Annotated in this window: 15 protein-coding genes; 4 read left to right on the top strand and 11 right to left on the bottom strand. The window is 71.7% G+C overall.

What is annotated here, in order from left to right:
- Positions 1-94: 94 nt before the first annotated feature.
- Both ACFY0U_RS11305 and ACFY0U_RS11310 read left to right on the top strand, forming a co-directional pair.
- Positions 95-1114 (top strand): ATP-binding cassette domain-containing protein, encoded by a 1020-nt coding sequence (locus tag ACFY0U_RS11305; protein ID WP_388633591.1) that lies wholly within the window; start codon positions 95-97, stop codon positions 1112-1114.
- Positions 1111-1959: an ABC transporter permease gene (locus ACFY0U_RS11310; RefSeq protein WP_388633594.1), complete on the top strand. Its 849-nt coding sequence runs from the start codon at positions 1111-1113 to the stop codon at positions 1957-1959. Before ACFY0U_RS11305 ends, ACFY0U_RS11310 begins: the two co-directional genes overlap by 4 nt.
- A 3-nt stretch (positions 1960-1962) precedes the next feature.
- On the opposite strand, the gene ACFY0U_RS11315 is transcribed toward ACFY0U_RS11310, so the two are convergent.
- The 6 genes from ACFY0U_RS11315 to pdhA all read right to left on the bottom strand — a co-directional run bounded on the left by ACFY0U_RS11315 (position 1963) and on the right by pdhA (position 8870).
- Entirely contained in the window at positions 1963-3060 is a 1098-nt protein-coding gene (locus ACFY0U_RS11315; protein WP_388633597.1) for a potassium channel family protein, read from the bottom strand.
- On the bottom strand, positions 3057-4427 hold the full coding sequence (locus ACFY0U_RS11320; protein ID WP_388633600.1) for a molybdopterin molybdotransferase MoeA: 1371 nt from the start codon (positions 4425-4427) through the stop codon (positions 3057-3059). Before ACFY0U_RS11320 ends, ACFY0U_RS11315 begins: the two co-directional genes overlap by 4 nt.
- Positions 4424-5290, bottom strand: a complete 867-nt coding sequence (locus tag ACFY0U_RS11325; RefSeq protein WP_388633602.1) for an NTP transferase domain-containing protein — start codon at positions 5288-5290, stop codon at positions 4424-4426. The genes ACFY0U_RS11320 and ACFY0U_RS11325 overlap by 4 nt, the downstream gene beginning before the upstream one ends.
- Positions 5291-5392: 102 nt before the next feature.
- A complete protein-coding gene (locus tag ACFY0U_RS11330; protein ID WP_388633604.1) occupies positions 5393-6739 on the bottom strand; it encodes a dihydrolipoamide acetyltransferase family protein in 1347 nt (448 codons plus the stop codon).
- Positions 6739-7743 carry an alpha-ketoacid dehydrogenase subunit beta gene (locus tag ACFY0U_RS11335; protein WP_388633607.1) on the bottom strand — a complete coding sequence of 335 codons (1005 nt, stop codon included), beginning with the start codon at positions 7741-7743 and terminating at the stop codon, positions 6739-6741. Before ACFY0U_RS11335 ends, ACFY0U_RS11330 begins: the two co-directional genes overlap by 1 nt.
- Positions 7740-8870 carry a pyruvate dehydrogenase (acetyl-transferring) E1 component subunit alpha gene (gene pdhA, locus ACFY0U_RS11340; RefSeq protein WP_388633610.1) on the bottom strand — a complete coding sequence of 377 codons (1131 nt, stop codon included), beginning with the start codon at positions 8868-8870 and terminating at the stop codon, positions 7740-7742. The genes ACFY0U_RS11335 and pdhA overlap by 4 nt, the downstream gene beginning before the upstream one ends.
- A 190-nt stretch (positions 8871-9060) precedes the next feature.
- On the opposite strand from pdhA, the gene ACFY0U_RS11345 reads away from it, so the two are divergent.
- Positions 9061-9546 carry an Lrp/AsnC family transcriptional regulator gene (locus ACFY0U_RS11345; protein ID WP_388634313.1) on the top strand — a complete coding sequence of 162 codons (486 nt, stop codon included), beginning with the start codon at positions 9061-9063 and terminating at the stop codon, positions 9544-9546.
- A 1-nt stretch (position 9547) separates the two neighbouring features.
- Here ACFY0U_RS11345 and ACFY0U_RS11350 read toward each other — a convergent pair whose 3' ends face one another.
- Together ACFY0U_RS11350 and ACFY0U_RS11355 are read right to left on the bottom strand one after the other, a co-directional pair.
- Positions 9548-10138, bottom strand: coding sequence for a TetR/AcrR family transcriptional regulator (locus ACFY0U_RS11350; protein ID WP_388633613.1), 591 nt, complete (start codon positions 10136-10138; stop codon positions 9548-9550).
- Positions 10135-11652: a 3-hydroxyacyl-CoA dehydrogenase gene (locus ACFY0U_RS11355; RefSeq protein ID WP_388633616.1), complete on the bottom strand. Its 1518-nt coding sequence runs from the start codon at positions 11650-11652 to the stop codon at positions 10135-10137. Before ACFY0U_RS11355 ends, ACFY0U_RS11350 begins: the two co-directional genes overlap by 4 nt.
- Before the next feature lie 159 nt (positions 11653-11811).
- Between ACFY0U_RS11355 and paaN the strand changes: the two genes are divergently transcribed.
- Positions 11812-13503, top strand: a complete 1692-nt coding sequence (paaN, locus tag ACFY0U_RS11360; protein ID WP_388633619.1) for a phenylacetic acid degradation protein PaaN — start codon at positions 11812-11814, stop codon at positions 13501-13503.
- Here the strand turns inward: paaN and ACFY0U_RS11365 are convergent.
- Genes ACFY0U_RS11365 through ACFY0U_RS11375 form a run of 3 tightly spaced genes read right to left on the bottom strand, consistent with a single transcriptional unit; the run spans position 13500 to position 16254 of the window.
- The gene (locus tag ACFY0U_RS11365) at positions 13500-14240 is read right to left on the bottom strand and encodes a TrmH family RNA methyltransferase (protein WP_388633621.1); all 741 of its coding nucleotides are present in this window, start codon (positions 14238-14240) and stop codon (positions 13500-13502) included. The genes paaN and ACFY0U_RS11365 overlap by 4 nt on opposite strands.
- Entirely contained in the window at positions 14237-15454 is a 1218-nt protein-coding gene (locus tag ACFY0U_RS11370; RefSeq protein ID WP_388633624.1) for an HTTM domain-containing protein, read from the bottom strand. Before ACFY0U_RS11370 ends, ACFY0U_RS11365 begins: the two co-directional genes overlap by 4 nt.
- Positions 15451-16254 (bottom strand): DUF5819 family protein, encoded by an 804-nt coding sequence (locus tag ACFY0U_RS11375; protein WP_388633627.1) that lies wholly within the window; start codon positions 16252-16254, stop codon positions 15451-15453. Before ACFY0U_RS11375 ends, ACFY0U_RS11370 begins: the two co-directional genes overlap by 4 nt.
- Positions 16255-16323 lie beyond the last annotated feature (69 nt).

Raw genomic sequence — 16323 nt, forward strand, 5'->3', positions numbered from 1 at the left:
GTGCGAAACCGATGAGTTTGCGCGACCGTAAAAGTCTCCCCATGCGTAGCCCAAGCACGCGCAAGCGCCCATGCACGCGGAAGGACAACCCACCATGAGCCAGCACACCTCAGGCCTGGCCATCGAGACGGCGGGACTGGTGAAGACGTTCGGCGAGACCCGGGCCGTCGACGGAGTCGACCTCGCCGTCCCGGCCGGCACGGTCTACGGCGTCCTCGGCCCGAACGGCGCCGGCAAGACGACCACCGTGAAGATGCTCGCCACCCTCCTGCGCCCCGACGGCGGCCAGGCCCACGTCTTCGGCCACGACGTCGTCCGCGAGGCCGACGAGGTGCGCGGCCGGGTGAGCCTGACCGGTCAGTACGCCTCCGTCGACGAGGACCTCACCGGTGCCGAGAACCTGATCCTGCTCGCCCGTCTCCTCGGCCACCACAAGAAGGCCGCGCGGGTGCGCGCCGGGCAGCTCCTGGAGGCCTTCGGGCTGACGGACGCGGCGGCGAAGCAGGTCAAGCACTACTCCGGCGGCATGCGGCGCCGTATCGACATCGCCGCGTCCATCCTCAACACCCCCGACCTGCTGTTCCTCGACGAACCGACGACCGGCCTCGACCCGCGCAGCCGCAACCAGGTGTGGGACATCGTGCGCGCGGTCGTCGCCCAGGGCACCACCGTGCTGCTGACCACGCAGTATCTGGACGAGGCCGACCAGCTGGCGTCCCGGATCGCCGTCATCGACCGCGGCAAGGTGATCGCCGAGGGCACCAAGGGCGAGCTGAAGGCGTCCGTGGGCGCCGGGTCCGTCCATCTGCGACTGCGCGACCCGGCTCAGCGGCCGGAGGCGGAACAGGTGCTGCGGCTGGCGCTGGACACCGACGTACAGCTGGAGCCCGATCCCGTGGCACTGACCGCCCGCCTGGGCGGCACGACCAGCGACAGCGCGGCCGAGCAGGCCTCCCGGGCCCTCGCCGAACTGGCCCGCACCGGCATCACCGTCGACAACTTCTCGCTCGGCCAGCCCAGCCTGGACGAGGTGTTCCTCGCCCTCACCGGACACGACACCCACGACGACTCGAAGAACTCCCAGCTCGCCAAGGACGAGGAGGTCGCGGCATGAGCACCGTGACGCAGACCGAGACCAAGGACCTCGCCCCCGTCAGCGCCGAGTCCCTCGCCGCGCTGCTCGTCTCCGGGCAGCGGCCGCCACGGCCCAGCGCACTGTCGGCGTCCCTGACCTTCGGCTGGCGGGCGATCCTCAAGATCAAGCACGTCCCCGAGCAGCTCTTCGACGTCACCGCGTTCCCGATCATGATGGTGCTGATGTACACGTACCTGTTCGGGGGCGCCCTCGCCGGCTCCCCGAAGGAGTACATCCAGTTCCTGCTGCCCGGCATCATGGTGATGTCGGTCGTGATGATCACGATGTACACGGGTGTCTCGGTGAACACCGACATCGAGAAGGGCGTCTTCGACCGCTTCCGGTCGCTGCCCATCTGGCGGCCCTCGACGATGGTCGGCTATCTGCTCGGCGACGCCCTGCGCTACACGATCGCGTCCATCGTGATGCTCACCGTCGGCCTGATCCTCGGCTACCGCCCGGACGGGGGATTCGGCGGCGTGCTCGCCGGAATCGCGCTCCTGATCGTCTTCTCGTTCGCGTTCTCGTGGATCTGGACGATGTTCGGGCTGCTGCTGCGCACCGAGAAGTCGGTGATGGGCGTCAGCATGATGGTGATGTTCCCGCTGACCTTCCTGTCGAACATCTTCGTCGACCCGAAGACCATGCCGGGCTGGCTCCAGGCGTTCGTCAACAACAGCCCCATCACCCATCTGTCCTCGGCCGTCCGCGAACTGATGGCGGGCGACTGGCCCGCCGACGAGATCGCCTGGTCACTGGGGTGGGCGGGCCTGTTCGTGGCGGTCTTCGGACCGATCACGATGCGGCTCTACAACCGCAAGTAGCTGTCAGTCCTGAGAAATCGGGCGGACGTCGGGCGCGATCTGCGAGCTCGGCGTCGCCCGCACGATGGTGATCAGCCGGTCCGTCAGCTCCAGCGTCCCGACGGCGACGTCGTCGTATCCGAGCACCCGGTGCCCGCGTACGACGCTCACCACCAGGTCCTCCGTCTCCCGCGGCTTCATGCCCACCTCGGCCTTTATGACCGGCCGTTCGACGATGTCGAGCCCGCTGCCCTGCTGGATGAGGTCCTCCATCACCATGCCGGCGGCGGGACTCAGCACGGAGAGTCCGAGCAGCCGGCCGGCGGCACTGGCGCTGGTGATGACCGCGTCCGCGCCGGACTGCTTCAGCAGCGGGGCGTTCTCCTCCTCGCGCACCGCGGCCACGATCTTGGCGCCCTTGTTGAGCTGCCGGGCCGTCAGCGTCACCAGCACCGCCGTGTCGTCGCGCTGGGTCGCGATGATGATCTTCCGGGCCTTGTGCACCTCGGCCCGCTTCAGCACCTCGCTGCGCGTCGCGTCGCCGACGATTCCCGCGTAGCCGTCGGCCGTGGCCGCCTCGATCACCTTGGAACTGGGGTCGACCACGACGACCTGCTCCTTCTTCAGGCCGGTCGCACAGACGGTCTGGATCGCCGAGCGCCCCTTCGTACCGAAGCCGACGACGACGGTGTGGTCGCGCAAGGTGGACCTCCAGCGATTGAGCCGCCATTCCTCCCGGGTGCGTTCGGTGAGGACTTCGAGCGTGGTGCCGACCAGGATGATCAGGAACAGCACCCGCATGGGCGTGATGAGGAAGATGTTGGTGAGCCGGGCGCCGTCGCTGACCGGGGTGATGTCGCCGTATCCGGTGGTGGAGAGCGAGACGGTCGCGTAGTAGAAGGCGTCGAGAAGATCGACGGAGCCGTCCGAGCTGTCGTTGTAGCCGCTGTGGTCGGCGTAGACGATCAGTGCCGTGCCCACGAGGAGCAGCAAGGCCATGATCACCCGCCTGGCGACCTGCCGGAACGGGTGCTCCACCACCTTCCTCGGGAGTTTCACCCGATAGGTCACGAGATGTTCGTCCGCCTGGCGGGCGATCGCATCATGGCCCGGAAGTTTCACGTGAAACACACCTCGATTCCGGCGGACGCCCAGGGCAGGTCGAGCAGTTCCAGCTCCTGACCAGGGCGGGCACCACCGGGCGGTACGACGGCCAGCGCGTCCGCCGCCGCGATGCCGCGCAGCATGGCCGGCCCGTTGTAGTGCAGCGGGACGGCGCTGTCGCCGCGCAGGGCGACGGGGATGAGCCGGGTGTCGTACGGGTGCCCGTGTGCCTCGTCCCGCACGGGCAGGGTGTACGGCTCGGGGGCGGGGCGTGCCGCGAGCGTCCGCAGCAGCGGCTCGGCGAGCGTGAGCAGTCCGGAGACGGCGGCGAGGGGGTTACCGGGCAGGCCGACGAGGTGCTGGTTCTCCTTGGTGCGGGCCAGCAGCATGGGGTGGCCGGGGCGCACCTTGACGCCGTCGACGAGGAGTTCGGCGCCGATCCGCTTCAGCGTGGGGTGGACGTGGTCGACGGGACCGGAGGCGGTACCGCCAGTGGTGACGATCAGGTCGGCGTCGGAGGCGGTGATCGCCTTGTGCAGGGCCTGGGCAGCGTCCCCGAGCCGGCGTACGGCGATGACCTCGGCGCCCAGTCCGCGCAGCCACGGCGGCAGCATCGGACCGAGCGCGTCCCGGATGAGGCCGTCGCGCGGGAGCCCCTGGGTCAGCAACTCGTCGCCGAGGACGAGGACTTCGACGCGGGGGCGGGGGATCGCGGTGACGGTGTCGTATCCGGCGGCAGCGGCGAGCCCGAGGACGGCCGGGGTCACGAGGGTGCCGACGGGGAGGAGTTGGTCTCCGCTACGACATTCCTGGCCCCGCGGACGGATGTCCTGACCGTGACGGGTGTCGCGGGTGGCGTGCAGCCGGCCCTGGGCATCGGTACGGCCGTGCTCGCTGCGGATGACCGCGGTGGTGTCCAAGGGGATACGGGCGCCGGTGGCGATCCGGACGGCCTCCCCGTCGGTGAGCGGCCGCGGTTCCGCGTGCCCGGCCAGGACACCCTCGTCCCGTACGTCCCACGGCCCCGGTCCGGCGACCGCCCAGCCGTCCATCGCGGAGGTGTCGAAGGAAGGCAGGTCGGTGAGGGCGGTGAGGGGGGCGGCCAGGGTGAGACCGAGGGCGGTGTCGAGGGGTACGGAGATTGGGGCGCGGCGGGCGGCTCGGGTCGCGGCCCGGGCGGCGCGGCCGGCGAGGGCACGGGCCTCGGACCAGGAGGTGGCGCGGTGGTGGGTGTCGGCCTTGGTGTCGCCGGTGGGCGACGTGGGCTGCGGCGGGGGCGTCCGGTCCGCGGGGGCGCGGCCGTTGTCGCCGTTCACGAGAGCGAGCACCTCCTCTACGTCCAGATCCTCGGCGTCCTCTGCGTCCGCGCCGGTGCGGGGGGTCATCCGGCGTCCGTGTCGGGCTTGGGCTCGGCGTCGGGGGCGCTCTCCTCGGACCAGCCGAGGGCGAGGTCGGCGGCCTTGCGGGCGAGTTCGGCCACCTTCTCCGGGCCTCCCCCGGCCTGTGCGGCCGCGTAGCCGACGAGGAAGGTCGTCAGCGGCGCCGCGGGCCTGGCCACGTTGTGGGCGGCGTCGCGGGCGAGATCGAGCAGCACGCCGGTGTCGACGTCGAGATCGATGCCCAGCTCGTCCTTGACTGCGGAAATCCATTCATCCAACACGTGCCCATGCTCCCTGATGCGTGCCCTGGCGGCGGCGATGTCGTCCCAGGTGTCGCAGTCGAACGACGCGACGGGGTCCGGGACACGAGTGAGGTGGAGACCTGCGGTGAGGCGACGGAGGGGGAGGCCGGTGAGGCCCTCGTGCTCCTTGTCGAGCGCGAGCAGCTCGCGGCGGAGGGCAGTGGCGCGGTACGCGGCTACGAGCGGCTGGTCACGGCCGTCGGCGTCGGTGAGCAGCGCGCCTTCGGTGTCCCCCGTCCGCAGGGCGGTCAGCAGGTGCCGGACGGTGTCGGCGGCGAGGAACGGCAGGTCGGCGGAGAGGACGACGACGTCCGGTGCCGTGGTGTGGGTCAGCCCGGCGCCGAGCGCGGCGAGCGGGCCTCCGCCGGGTGGGTCCTCGCGGGCCCAGGTCACGGGCCGCGCGGTGGGCCGGGGATCGGCGACGAGGACGGTCGTGCGCGCGTCGGCGCAGGCCGCCAGGACCCGGTCGAGCAGCGCCCTGCCACCCACCCGCACTCCTGGTTTGTCGGCACCGCCGAGCCGCCGGGCGGCACCCCCGGCGAGCACGACGACGTCGTAAGCGGTCACCCCCCGAGTATGCGTGCCGTGGCGATCACAGGGAACGCAGGGGAGGCCGTGCAATCAGTGCGTCCGCGGTCCGTGGGATCAGTGCGTCCAAGGTCCGTGGGATCAGAGGGTGCGCAACAGCACCGCCGGCTGTTCCACGCAGTCCGCCACGTACCGCAGGAAGCCGCCCGCCGTGCCGCCGTCGCAGACGCGGTGGTCGAAGGTGAGCGACAGCTGGACGACCTGCCGCACCGCCAGCTCGCCCTCGTGCACCCACGGTTTGGGGATGATCCGGCCGACGCCGAGCATGGCGGCCTCGGGGTGGTTGATGATCGGTGTGGAGCCGTCGACGCCGAAGACCCCGTAGTTGTTCAACGTGAAGGTCCCACCGGTGAGTTCCCCCGGCGTGAGCCCTCCGGTCCGGGCCGCCTCGGTCAGCCGGGCGAACTCCGCGGTCAGCGACTCGGCGTCGCGCGCGTGCGCGTCCCGGACGACGGGCACGACCAGACCCCGCTCGGTCTGCGCGGCGAACCCGATGTGCACATGGTCGAACTGGACGACCTCCCTGGCCGCCATGTCGACGGTGGAGTTGAGCTCGGGGAACCGGGCGAGCGCGGCCGTGCAGATCCGGGCGAGGAGCGCGAGCAGGGAGATCTTCGGTCCGCCCGCCGCGTTCATCGCCGTACGCGCACGCATCAGCTCCGTCGCGTCGGCGTCCACCCAGCAGGTGGCGTCGGGGATCTCGCGCCGGCTGCGGGAGAGCTTGTCGGCCACGGCACCGCGGATGCCCTTGAGGGGGGTGCGGATGCCCCCGGGGACGGGAGCCGACGTCTGCGGCAGCGCCGTCGCCGTCGGCTCCGCGGCCTTCTCCTGCGCGGCGGCGGACCGCAGCGCGTACTCGACGTCCGCCCGCAGGATGAGCCCGTCGGGTCCGGAACCGGTCAACTCCCGCAGATCCAGGCCGTTCTCGCGGGCGAGCCTGCGCACCAGGGGTGAGATCACCGGAACCGGCCCCTCCACCACCTCGCGCACCGCGGCCTGCCCGTTCGCCGCCTGGGGCGCCGCGGGCACCCCCTGCCCCGGCCGCACCCTGCGCCGCCGCGCGGGCGCCTCGGACGTGCCGTACCCCACCAGCACGTTCCCGGAGCCCTCGCCCTTCCCGGCGGAGCCGTCGGAACCACTGGTGGAGCCGTCGGAGCCACTGGTGGAGCCGTCGGAGACAGGTGCCCCGACCGCCACCGTGATCAGCGGCGCCCCCACGGGCAGCTCCGTGCCCTCCTCGCCGTACCGGGCCGTGACCACACCGCCGTAGGGACACGGCACCTCGACCATCGCCTTGGCCGTCTCGACCTCGACGACCGGCTGGTCCACGGCGACCACGTCGCCGACCTCCACCAGCCAGCGCACGATCTCCGCCTCGGTGAGCCCCTCACCGAGGTCGGGCAGCTTGAACTCCAGGACCTGTGCCATCAGCCCTCGGCCTCCCACTGGAGACGCCCCACGGCGTCCAGGATCCGGTCCACACCGGGCAGATGGTGGCGCTCCAGCATCGGCGGCGGATACGGGATGTCGAACCCGGCCACGCGCAGCACCGGCGCCTCCAGGTGGTGGAAGCAGCGCTCCGTGACCCGGGCGGCGATCTCCCCGCCAGGACCGCCGTAGCCGCCCGACTCGTGCACGACGACCGCGCGCCCGGTCCGCCGGACCGACGCGCAGACCGTCTCGTCGTCGAACGGCACCAGGGAGCGCAGGTCGACGACTTCGAGGTCCCAGCCCTCGGCCTGTGCCGCCTCGGCGGCTTCGAGGCAGACGGGTACGGACGGCCCGTACGTGATGAGCGTGGCGCTGCGCCCCGAACGCCGCACCACCGCGCGGCCTATCGGCTCGACGTCGGCCGGGTGCTCCGGGTTCCAGGAGTCCTTCGACCAGTACAGGCGCTTGGGCTCCAGGAAGACGACCGGGTCGTCGGAGGCGATGGCGGCGCGCAGCAGCCCGTACGCGTCGGCGACGGTGGCGGGCGTGACGACATGGAGCCCCGGAGTCGCCATGTAGTACGCCTCGGAGGAGTCGCTGTGATGCTCGACGCCGCCGATGCCGCCGCCGTAGGGCACCCGGACGGTGATGGGCAGCGGCATCGCGCCGCGCGTGCGGTTGCGCATGCGCGCCACGTGCGAGATCAGCTGCTCGAACGCGGGGTAGGCGAACGCGTCGAACTGCATCTCCACGACCGGCCTGAGGCCGTACATCGCCATGCCGACCGCGGTGCCGAGGATGCCGGCCTCGGCGAGCGGGGTGTCGGTGCAGCGGTCCTCGCCGAACTCCTTGGCGAGGCCGTCGGTGACCCGGAAGACACCGCCAAGGGTGCCGACGTCCTCGCCCATGACGTGCACGGTCGGGTCGGCGGCCATGGCGTCGCGCATCGCGCGCGTGAGGGCCTGCGCCATGGTGGCGGGCTTCACCGCGACGGTGGTCATCGTTCTTCTCCCTCTGCGTGCAGCTCGGCCTGCAACAGGGCCTGCTGCTCGCGCAGTTGCGGGGTGGGCTCGGCGTAGACGTGGGCGAACAGGTCCATGGGGTCGAGCGCCGGGTCCTGGTTCATGCGTTCGCGCAGGTCGGCGGCCATGGTCTCGGCGGCGTCCCGCGCGGCCTGGATGCCGTCGTCGTCGAGGAGTCCGCGTGTGGTCAGCTCGTGCTCCAGGAGGGCGATCGGGTCGTGCTGCCGCCAGGTCTCGACCTCGGCGTCGCCGCGGTAGCGGGTCGCGTCGTCGGCGTTGGTGTGGGCCTCGACGCGGTAGGTGATCGCCTCGACGAGGGTGGGTCCGCCGCCCTCGCGCGCGTGCCGTACGGCGTCGGCGAGGACCTCGTGCACGGCGGCCGCGTCGTTGCCGTCGACCAGCCGGCCGGGCATGCCGTAGCCGACGGCCTTGTGGGCCAGCGACGGGGCCGCGGTCTGCTTGGCGAGCGGTACGGAGATCGCGAAGCCGTTGTTCTGGACGAGGAAGACGACCGGTGCCTGCCAGACGGCGGCGAAGTTCAGCGCCTCGTGGAAGTCGCCCTCGCTGGTGCCGCCGTCGCCGACCATGGCGAGCGCGACCACGTCGTCGCCCTTGAGGCGGGCCGCGTGGGCGAGGCCGACGGCGTGCGGGAGCTGGGTGGCGAGGGGGGTGCACAGGGGGGCGACCCGGTGCTCGCGCGGGTCGTAGCCGGTGTGCCAGTCGCCGCGCAGCAGGGTCAGCGCCTGGACGGGGTCCAGGCCGCGGGCGACGGCGGCGAGGGTGTCGCGGTAGCTGGGGAAGAGCCAGTCACGGTCCTCAAGGACCAGCGCGGCGGCGACCTCGCAGGCCTCCTGGCCGGTGCTGGAGGGGTAGACGGCGAGGCGGCCCTGCTTGGTGAGGGCGGTGGCCTGCGCGTTGTACCGACGGCCGCGCACCAGTTCTGCGTAGAGGCGGCGCAGCAGGCCGGGGTCGGCCTTTCCCGCCGCCTCCGTGCCGAGGACGCGGTACGGCTCCGCGTCGGGCAGCAGCGGCGCGGGGTCGGTACGGGGCTGCCAGGCGGGCGGCGGCGATGGCCGGTACGCGCCCCGCTGCTCCATGACCGTCATGACGGCACCTCCTCGTGGGAGCGGCTTCAGACGCGTCACGGCTTGTGATGCGCCTCACCTACCGATTGTTCGGTCGTCGGCACATTTTGGCTACAGGCACCCTCAGGCTGTGGACAAACGGTTCTCCACAGCCTGCAATGAACGCAGTACGTCCATGGTAGGGAGGCGGGGGGACATGGCACCTGAACAAATGGCCGAAAGCCCGGACGGCGGCCGCCCGCTGCCGCCGCCTCGCCCCCTCGACGCCATCGACGAGGACATCCTGAAGATGCTCCAGGCGGACGGCCGCGCGTCGATAAGGTCGGTCGCCGAACGCGTCCACGTCTCGCGCGCCAACGCCTACGCGCGTATCAACCGTCTCGTCGAGGACGGCGTGATCCGCGGTTTCGGCGCCCGCGTCGACCACGAACGCGCCGGTCAGGGCACGTCGGCGTACATCACCCTGAAGATCGTCCAGAACACCTGGCGCACGGTCCGCGAGCAACTCATCCAGCTGCCCGGCGCCTCCCACATCGCCCTGGTCGGCGGCGACTTCGACGTCCTGCTCCTGGTCCACACCCCCGACAACAGAGCCCTGCGCGAACTCGTCCTCACCCGCCTCCAGGCGATCCCGGAGGTGCTCAGCACCCGCACGCTGCTGGTGTTCGAGGAGGAGGACCTGGAGCCGCAGGGCTGAGTCAGTCGGCCTTCCGAAGTCCCGCGAAGACCAACTGCACCACCGCGTCCGCCACTTCGCGCTCGTTCATGCCCCGCCCGTCCGGCCGGTACCACTCCACGATCGAGTTGATCATCCCGAAGACCAGCCGCGTCGCCAGCCGTACCTCCACGTCGCCGCGCACATCCCCCTCGGCGGCCGCGGCCTTCAGCAGCTCGGCGACCCGGTGGTCGAAGTCGCGGCGCCGCTCCAGGGCCCAGCGCTCGGTGTCGGTGTTGCCGCGGACACGCAGCAGCAGCGTCACGTACGGCAGCTCGGTGATCAGCACCTCGACCATGCGCCGCACGACGTACTCCAGGCGCTCGACCGCCTGCCCCACGCGCGCGTGCTCCTCGCCGAGGATCCCGAAGAGACCGTCCAGCGCACGGCTGACCGCCCTGCGCAGCAGCTCCTCCTTGCCCGCCACGTGGTGGTAGATCGAGGACTTGGAGATACCGGCCGCCTTGGAGAGATGCTCCATGGACGTGCCGTCGTAGCCGCGCTCGATGAAGACCTGGACGGCGACGGACAGCAGCGTCTCCGGGGTGTACGTGTCGCGCTTGGCGGTGGTCATGAGGTGCTGCCCTCCCGCTTGTCGGTGGCGTACGCGTGCCGGTACAGCGCGAGGGACGGCGCGTAGCGGCCGCTGGGATCGCGCAGGTGCAGGTCGTCCAGGAGGGCGTAGGCCCAGTTGCGGCCGAGCCTGCGGCTCCACTCGAAGGGGCCCAGCGGGTAGTTCACGCCGAGGCGCATCGCGGTGTCGATGTCCTCCTCGGTCGCCACGCCCTTGGCGACGGCGTCGTGCGCCAGGTCGACGATCCGGGCGACCGTGCGGGCGACGATCATGCCGGGGACGTCCCCGATGACGCTGACGTCCTTGCCGAGCGCCTGGAAGAGGCCGATCGCCTCGGCGAGGGTCTGCTGGGCGGTGTCCTGGGAGGCGGACAGGGCGATACGGGTGGCCCGGCGGTAGTCGAGCGCGAGGTCGAAGTAGACGACGTCGCGGAACTCCACCGAGGTCTGCCCGTCGGCGAGCGCCAGCTGCCCCCCGCTCGGCAGCACCAGCCGGGTGCCGTGGTCCTCGTCGTCCTCGCGCACCGGGATGCCCGCCTCGCGGATCAGCGCGAGCAGCTCGGAGGCGGGGCCCAGATCGCCCTCGACGACGACGTACGCGGGCGGCTGCGCCGGTTCCGCGGTGTGCGGTTCGGCGGGCTCGGCGTCGGGGCCGTAGGCGTACCAGCCGTGTCCGCTCTTGCGGCCGAGCCGGCCGGACTCCACCAGCCGCCGCTGGGCGAGCGAGGGCGTGAAGCGGGCGTCCTGGAAGAAGGACTGCCAGACCGAGTGCGTGACGGACTCGTTGACGTCCTGCCCGATCAGGTCGGTCAGTTCGAACGCGCCCATCTTGAAGCCGCCCGCCTCCCGCAGCACGGCGTCGATGGTCGCGGGGTCGGCGCCCTGGGCCTCGTACACCGCGAACGCCTCGGCGTAGTAGGGCCGGGCGATGCGGTTGACGATGAAGCCGGGGGTGTCGGCACAGGCGACCGGCGTCTTGCCCCAGAGCCGTGCGGTCTCGTACGCGCGCGTGGCCGAGGTGACGTCGGTGGCGAACCCGGAGACGACCTCGACGAGCGGCAGCAGCGGCGCGGGGTTGAAGAAGTGCAGGCCCACGAAACGGCCCGGGTTGCGCAGGGCGCCACCGATGGCCGTCACCGACAGGGACGAGGTGTTGGTGGCGAGCAGACAGTCCTCACCGACGACGTCCTCCAGCTCCCGGAAGAGCTCCTGCTTGACGTCCAGCCGCTCCAGGGCCGCCTCGACGACCAGGGCGCAGTCCGCGAGGTCGGCGAGGCTGTCGGCGGCCGTGAGACGCGCGCGTGCCGCGTCCCGGTCGGCGCCGGCCAGACGCTCCTTCTCGACGAGCCGGTCGAGCCGGGCGCCGATCACGTCGGCGGCCTCCCGGGCGCGCCCGGGGGCGGCGTCGTACAGCCGTACGGGATGGCCGGCGACCAACGCGACCTGGGCGATGCCCTGGCCCATGGTGCCGGTGCCGACGACGGCCACGGGGCTGCTGAGGTCGAGTGCTGTCATGTGCGCGATCCTCCCGCACGGGGTTTTCCACAGATGCGGCGGACCCCCTTGTCCCGACCGATCGTTCGGTTACTCTAACTCTGTCTGGCTGTATCTGCCCAGGTTCTGCCCAGGTCATGAGCTCGACGAAGAGTTCACAAGACGAGGAGTTGGTCCCGCATGGCCGCCGAACTGACCGCCCACGAGCTGATCGCCAAGCACCGGCCCACCCTCGACCAGGCGCTCGAAGCGATCCGCACGCGCGCGTACTGGTCGCCGCATCCCGAACACCCCAAGGCCTACGGGGAGAACGGCAGCCTGGACGCGGCCGCGGGCAAGGCCGCCTTCGACGCCCTGCTGGGCACCCGCGTCGACCTCGGCCAGCCCGGCACGGACGACTGGGTCGGCGGCGAGACGTCGCCGTACGGCATCGAGCTGGGGGTGACCTACCCGCACGCGGACCTCGACACCCTGCTGCCCGCCATGCGCGCGGGGCAGCGTGCGTGGCGCGAGGCGGGTGCGGAGATCCGCGCGGTGGTCTGTGTGGAGATCCTCAAGCGGATCAGCGACCGGACGCACGAGTTCGCGCACACGGTCATGCACACCTCCGGTCAGGCCTTCATGATGGCGTTCCAGGCGGGCGGCCCGCACGCGCAGGACCGCGGCCTGGAGGCGGTGGCGTACGCGTACGTGGAGCAGGTCCGCACGCCCGACACCGCGGAGTGGAGCAAGCCGCAGGGCAAGCGCGACCCGCTGGCGCTCACCAAGCAGTTCACGCCGGTCCCGCGCGGCATCGGCCTGGTCATCGGCTGCAACACCTTCCCGACCTGGAACGGCTACCCGGGCCTGTTCGCCTCCCTGGCCACCGGCAACGCGGTCCTGGTCAAGCCCCACCCGCGCGCGGTGCTGCCGCTCGCGCTCACCGTCCAGGTCGCGCGTGAGGTGCTGAGCCAGGCCGGCTTCGACCCGAACCTGGTCGCGCTGGCCGCCGAGCGTCCCGGTGAGGGCATCGCCAAGACCCTGGCCACCCGCCCGGAGATCCGGATCGTCGACTACACCGGCTCGACGGCGTTCGGCGACTGGCTGGAGGCCAACGCCCGCCAGGCGCAGGTCTACACCGAGAAGGCCGGCGTCAACACCGTGCTGGTCGACTCGACCAGCAACTACAAGGGCATGCTCTCCAACCTGGCGTTCTCGCTCTCCCTCTACAGCGGCCAGATGTGCACGACCCCGCAGAACCTCCTGATCCCCCGCGACGGCATCCGTACCGACGAGGGCCCCCGCACCTTCGACGAGGTGGTCGCCGACCTCGCCCGCGCGGTGGACGGCCTGCTGGGCGACGACGCGCGCGCGAACGCGCTGCTCGGCGCGATCGTCAACCCGGACGTCAAGGCCCGCCTGGAGGCCGCGGCGGGGCTCGGCGAAGTCGCCCTCGCCTCCCGCGAGATCGCCAACCCGGAGTTCCCGGACGCGGTCGTGCGCACCCCCGTCATCGTCAAGCTGGACGGCGCCAAGCCGGACGACGAGGCCGCCTTCATGAGCGAGTGCTTCGGCCCCGTCTCCTTCGCCGTGGCGGTCGACTCCTCGGCCGACGCGGTGGAGCTGCTGCGGCGCACGATCCGTGAGAAGGGCGCCATGACGGTCGGCGCGTACACCACCGACGACGACGTCGAGCGGTCCGTGCAGGAGGTCTGCCTGGAGGAGGCGGCCCAGCTCTCGCTGAACCTCACGGGCGGGGTGTACGTCAACCAGACGGCCGCGTTCTCCGACTTCCACGGGTCGGGGGGCAACCCGGCGGCGAACGCCGCGCTGACGGACGGGGCGTTCGTCAGCAACCGCTTCCGGGTGGTCGAGGTACGCCGGGAGGCCTAGAAGCCGGCCGCGCTCCAGTGGTACAGCGTCATCGCCACACTGGTGGCCAGGTTGTAGCTGGACACCTGCGGGCGCATCGGCAGGGACAGCAGATGATCGGCACGCGCGCGCAGATCGGCCGACAGGCCGCTGCGCTCCGAGCCGAACGCGAGGACGGCGTCGTCCGGGAGCTTCGTGCCCCGGATGTCGTCGCCCTCCGGGTCCAGGGCGAACAGCGGGCCCGGAGGCAGTTCCTCGACCGTCACCCGTTCCACCGCCGTCGCGAAGTGCAGGCCGGCGCCTCCGCGCACCACCGTCGGATGCCAGGGGTCGAGCGTGCCGGTGGTGACCACCCCCGTCGCGCCGAAGCCCGCCGCCAGCCGGATCACCGCCCCCGCGTTGCCGAGGTTGCGCGGCTGGTCGAGGACCACCACCGGGGTGGTGCGCGGCATCCGGGCCAGCCGCTCCAGGTTGGCCGCGCGGGACGGCCGTACCGCCAGGGCGGCGACCGCGGTCGGATGCGGGCGCGGCACCAGCGAGGCGTACACCGGCGCCGGGACCTCGGTCAGCAGCGCGTCCAGCGCCTGTCGTACGTCGGGGGCGAGTTCGTCCGCGAGGGCGAGCGTGGCCTCCCGGTCGGTGGTGAGCGCGACCGGGATCTCGGCACCGAAGCGCACCGCGTGCTTGAGGGCGTGGAAGCCGTCGAGCAGGACGGAGAAGTCGGCGAGGCGGTGCCAGAGGCCGGCGGGGTCGGTCATGCCGTGAAGCCTACGTGCGTCTCCTCGGCGCTCTCCGGGGCGCGCGGCTCCGGCACCGGCGTAGGACCGCCCCGCCGGGCCGTCAGCCGTTCCCGCGCGCGTGCCACCCAGCCGCCCGCCCGGCGCAGGAACGACGTCGGCAGGAACACCGCGTCGGCCGCGATCATCGCCAGCGAGAAGAACGGCAGCCCGAGGACGACCGCGATCACCGCGTGCTCGGTCATCATGGCCGCCAGCAGGACGTTCTTGACCCGCCGGTTGAACAGGGTGAACGGAAAGGCCACCTGGACCGCGACGGTCCCGTACGTCACGAGCAGCACCATCGTGGCGCTGGACGACAGCGCGTCGGCGAGGGCGGGCCAGGGCGAGAAGTAGTCCAGGTGCAGCGGGTAGTAGACGGCGGTGCCGTCCTGCCAGCGCGAGCCCTGGATCTTGTACCAGCCGGCCGTGGCGTAGATCAGACAGGCCTCGGCCATGATCACGAGCAGGGCACCGTTGTGCACGATGTTGCCGACGACGTCGAGCAGGATCCGCGGCTGGTCCGTCCGCGCCAGTCGCCCGACCGTCCACCACACACCGAGCCCCAGCCACACCGCCCACAGCAGCGCGGGGATGAACGGATCGCCCTCCAGCAGCCGCCCCACCCCCGTCACCGCGATCAGCGCCAGCCCGAGCACGATCCACAGCGCCGGACCGACCCGGTCCACGACCCGCTCGCCACGCGCGCGTGCCGCGTTCTCGCGCCGCGCCCTGCGCGCGTCCAGCGACCAGACCTGGCCGCAGCGCGTGAAGACGAGGTAGACGCACATCAGGTGCAGGACGTTGTCGCCGCCGTCGCCCATGAAGATGGAGCGGTTCTGCAGCGACAGCACGCCGACCATGAAGAGCACGGACATGGTGCGGGTGCGCCAGCCGAGCAGCAGCAGGACGCTCGACAGTACGGCGAGGCCGTAGACGCTCTCGAACCAGATCCGGCCGTCCGACCAGATCAGCGCCGTGAAGGCGCCGTTGCCGGCGATCAGCTGCTCGGCGAGGTCCCAGCTCCACGGGCCGTCGGGGCCGTACAGCTCCTGGCGGTGGGGCAGCTCGCGCAGCAGGAAGAGCAGCCAGGTCGCGCTGAAGCCGATGCGGACCACGGCGCTCTGGTACGGGCCGAGCGCCGACTCGGTGACACGGGCGATGGCGGTGGAGAGCGACAGGGCGAAGCGGTTCACCGGCCACCTCCCGGCAGGTCGGCGGGCGTGACCGACCACCAGGGCAGTTCGCGGTACACGGGCTTGTCGGAGACCTGCTCCTGGCTCCATTTCGGCGGTCGCACATTGGTGGTACGGGAGCGGACCTGGACGCGTTCGACGCTGCCGTCGGACCCGGCCGCGTCGTCCCGGTCCAGGCGCATCACCACGATGCGGCGCAGATACGTCTCGGACAGGGCGCCGCGCAGACCGACGGGACGGTTGTCGGTGCCGTGCGTGGCGGTGAAGAAGTCCCACGCGCGGCGCAGCTCGTTCTGCTGGGTGTGGCTGGGCAGCAGATTGCCGTCGATGGCCCGGCCGTCCTCGGCGGACAGGTCGTACCAGCCGGTGGTCCGCACGGTGCCGTCCGCGGCGAGGACCTGGGCCCGCACCTGGACCGCGATGTTCTGTTGCAGCGGGTTCGGCGCGAAGAGCTTCCAATTCTGCTCGAACTCCGGGTAGATCCAGTCGTCGATCGCCTTGCCGTGCTGCTTGGTGACCGCGTTCGACGGGGCGACGTGCAGGAACGTCATCCCCACATGGACGCAGACGGTGACCGCCACGATCGCGAGCGCCAGCGCGGCACCGATCTGGTAGCGGAGCGAGAGGGCGGCCACACCGGTGCGGGGTGCGGTGCCGGACGGGGGAGGCGGGTCGTACGGCGACGGCCGGGGAGCCGCGTCCGCGGGCAGGGCAGCCCGCGGCCCGGCGCCCCCCTCCGGCGCCGCCGGCCCGTCGGCCGGTCTGTGCCGGGCCCCCGAGCCTGTGTCGTACGCGTCCATTCCGCCCCGATTCCCGATGTCCGCTCCGCCTTCCGGCCGCCAGGCCGCAGAGCACCCCACCACCCGCGC

The organism is Streptomyces sp. NPDC001536, assembly GCF_042894505.1.
Classification (GTDB): Bacteria; Actinomycetota; Actinomycetes; order Streptomycetales; family Streptomycetaceae; genus Streptomyces.